The 3428-nt window shown below is 71.7% G+C and carries 2 protein-coding genes; both read right to left on the bottom strand.

The window, feature by feature from the left end; translation table 11 throughout:
* Positions 1 to 8: 8 nt before the first annotated feature.
* On the bottom strand, positions 9 to 986 hold the full coding sequence (locus DB30_RS40405; protein ID WP_052559430.1) for a polyketide synthase dehydratase domain-containing protein: 978 nt from the start codon (positions 984 to 986) through the stop codon (positions 9 to 11).
* Positions 983 to 3428: beta-ketoacyl synthase N-terminal-like domain-containing protein (locus DB30_RS40400; protein WP_146662902.1), on the bottom strand; the 2446-nt coding region annotated here is incomplete at its 5' end. The genes DB30_RS40405 and DB30_RS40400, both read right to left, overlap by 4 nt.

The following is a 3428-nucleotide window of genomic DNA, read 5'->3' as shown; positions in this document are numbered from 1 at the left end:
CTCTTCCCCTACACGACTCTCTTCCGATCTAGGGCCGCCGGAGCGGGCGCGGGCGAGGGCTCGAGCGGGGTCGCGTCAGGCTCGAGGCGGGTGATCAGCTGGCGCTCTCGCACCCGCTTGAACGACAGCCCCAGCAGCGACGCGAGCAGCTCCCCGTCTTCGTCGAGCAAGTAAAGATCCGCCGTCGAGAGCTCCGATGAGATCACGCGACACGACGCCCGCGGCACCCACACGTGGCACCGGCGGCCCCGCGGGCGCCGGAACCCGCGGACGGCGGCGATGTGGACGGGGATCACCGGCTCGGCGACGGTGCCAGCGGTGCGCGCGAAGTAGATCGAAGGCAGCAGCGTCGCGCAGTCGAGCAGCGCCGGGTGCAAGAAGAAGTCGTCGACGTGGCCCGCCGCTTCATCGCCAAGCTCCAGCGCGGCGTGCAGCCCATCGGCGTGCTCGCGCAGGCTACCCAGCCCGCGCATGAACGGGCCGTGGACCGTTCCCAGCCCCCGCGACATGGCGTAGAGCTGATCGAGCTCGTGTGCTTCGACAACCGGCCCCCGCGGGCCGATCTGCTCGCGCGCGTGGGGATCCAGGGGCGCGACCGATGCCAGGTCGGCGACGAAGTGCTCGCGGGGCTCGGCCTCGAGCGCGCTCGCGAGCGCGCTCGCGCTCGCGTGATCACCTGCGACCTGCGCTCGACCGCGAACGATCACCTGCCCGCCGTCGCGACCCTCGCCAATCTCGAACAACAGCTCGCGCCCGCGCGCGCGGTCGACCGAGGCCGGGGCCCGGAACACGCAGCGACGCAGCTCGATCGCGCCAACCTCGACCCCGCGAGCCGCGAGGATCCGCCAGAGCATGTCGAGGAAGGTGACCCCCGGCATGATCCGCACGCCGTGCACGTGGTGATCACGGAGCACCGGGTCATCACAGGTCAGCGCGACCCGGCAGCGGAGCGAGGCGAGGACCGACGGTAGGGGCAGGACGGTCATGGCAAGAACTCCAGCTGCATCAGGCGCCGCGCGGGGGTGGCCTGGGCTTCGCGCCGACCGTCGTGCGCGGGCCACAGCCAGCGACGACGGAACGCGGGGGCCTCGAGCGGCGCGCGGCTTGGGTGGTGGGACGGCGCCTCGGCGATCACGACGTGGGCGTTGGTGCCCCCCAGCCCGAACGCGCTGACGCCCCCTCGCAGCACGCCCGCGCGCGGCAGCCACGGGCGCCCGCGCGTGAGCACGTAGAAGGGCGAGCCCTCGAAGTCCGAGCGCGGATTGGGCTGCTCGCAGTGCAAGGTGGGCGCCTGGTGACGCTCGCGCACGCAGGCCGCGACCTTGATCAGCCCGGCGATCCCAGCCGCGCTGGCGAGGTGCCCGATGTTGGTCTTCACGCTGCCGATCCCGCAAAAGCCCCGCTCGTCCGTCGAGGCCCGAAACACCCGGGTCAGCGCCTTGAGCTCGATCGGATCGCCGATCAACGTGGCGGTGCCGTGGGCTTCGATCAGCGACACGCTGCTGGCCTCGACGCCTGCCCTGCGCAGGGCCTCGTGGACAACCTCGACCTGGGCCTCGGGGTTTGGGGTGGTCACGCCCATCGTCCGACCGTCGTTGTTGACGGCGCTACCTTCGATGACCGCGAGGATCTGATCGCCGTTGGCGAGCGCGTCGGACAGCCGCGCGAGCAGGACCATGCCGCAGCCCTCACCCGGAACGAACCCGTTCGCGCGCCGATCGAAGGTGTAGCAGCGGCCCTCGGGCGACAGCGCCCGGCTCTCGCTGAGGCTCAGGTACGGCTGCTCGTCGAGCAGCAGGTCGACGCCGCCCGCGAGCGCCAGATCGATCTCACCCGCGCGCAGGCTCTGGCAAGCTTGGTGGACCGTGACCAGCGACGACGAGCAGGCGCTGTCAACGACCAGGTTGGGCCCGCGCAGATCAAAAAAGTGGGCGAGGTGGGCGGCGATGAAATTTTGGCCGACGCCAATGATCCCATGCTTGGAGTAGCCCCCGAGCCGCCGCGCAAAGTCGCCGACCCGCGCCCCCATGTAGACGCCCGTGCGGGTGCCAGCTAGCTCTGCGCGACGGTAGCCCGCGTGGGCGAAGGTCTCGGCGCCGACCTCGAGGGCCTGGCGGATCAGCGGATCCAAGCCCGCAGCCACGGCCTCGTCGAGCTCGAAGTACGCCGGGTCGAAGCGCTCGATGTCGTCGAGGAAGCCGCCCCATCGGCTGATCGTCTTGCCCGGCTCGTGGACCGGCGCGAAGAACCGCTCGATCGACCAGCGCCCGGGCGGGACCTCGCGGATCGCGTCGTGGCCGGCTTGAAGGTTGCGCCAGAAGCTGGCGAGATCGGGCGCGTCGGGGAAGTGACAGGCCATGCCGACGATCGCAATGGGCTCGTCGGCGCGGGTCTGGGGGGGCTCGCGGGTCGCGAAGGTGGCGCGAGCCGTGCTGCCCACGCTGCGGTCGGGCGCGGGCGCGGGCGGGGGCGCCGGTTGATCGCTGCGGCCCGCGTCTGAGCCCGCACCGCTCGCGCGCGCGAGCTGTTCGGGGAACTGCGCGGCGAGGTGGTCGACCAGCCGCGCGACGCTGTCGTGCTCGATCAGCAGCGAGGGGTCGAGCGTCATGCCCAGCGCGCTGTCGATGCCCTGCAGCAGCCGCACCATCAAGATCGAGTCGAGCCCAAATTCCTCGAACGGGCTGTCACTCTCGATCTGATCGAAGGGCAGCTCGAGCGCGGCCGAGATCTGGCCTCGCAGCCACCGCTGCGCGCGGTCGAGATCGACGGCGAGGCGCCCGTCATCAGCCACGGCAGCCGTGCTGGCGGCGGGCGTCACTTCGCGGGTGGCTCGGTTCGCTCGGGGGGCGCGGGGCTCCGCGCGAAGCCACTGCGCTGGCTGCAGCTCGTGGGCGCTCAGGCACGGCAGCACGACCGGCCCCAGCTCGCCCGCCAGCGCGCGCTCGAACAGCGCGACCCCTTCGGCGCTGCGCAGCGCCTCGATCCCCAGTCGCGCGAGCGGCTCGCGGGGCAGCTCACCCATGCCAACGTCGACCCAGTTGGGCCACTGCAGCGACAGCCAGCGACATCCGTGGCGCCGATCGTTGGCCGCCGCGCAGCGATCCATCCACGTGTTCGCGGCCGCGTAGTCGCTCATCCCCACGCCCAGAGCGGGCACCGCCGCGGCCACCGAAGAACACAGCACGATCCACCGCGGCGTGAGGGCGCGGGCCTCGAGCGCCAAGACCAAGCGCTGCAGCCCGGCGATCTTCGGCTCGAACACGCGCGCCATGTCGGCCATCGACTTGTGAATGAAGGCCGGCTCGCGCCCGTGGTTCCAGCCGGCCGCATGAAACAGACCCGCGATCGGGGCGACCGCCGCGAGCTCGTCCAGCCACCGATCCAGGCCAGCGTCGAGCAGCGATCCGCGGTAGCGCCACAGCTCGACA

Origin of the sequence: Enhygromyxa salina (assembly GCF_000737335.2) — a bacterium.
Taxonomy (GTDB): Bacteria; Myxococcota_A; Polyangia; order Nannocystales; family Nannocystaceae; genus Plesiocystis; species Plesiocystis salina_C.
This window is presented reverse-complemented; position numbering and strand designations above follow the sequence as displayed.

What these genes read in the sequence shown, in the direction of transcription:
- DB30_RS40405 (WP_052559430.1), bottom strand. Translation starts at nt 986, where the DNA reads ATGACCGTCCTGCCCCTACCGTCGGTCCTCGCCTCGCTCCGCTGCCGG.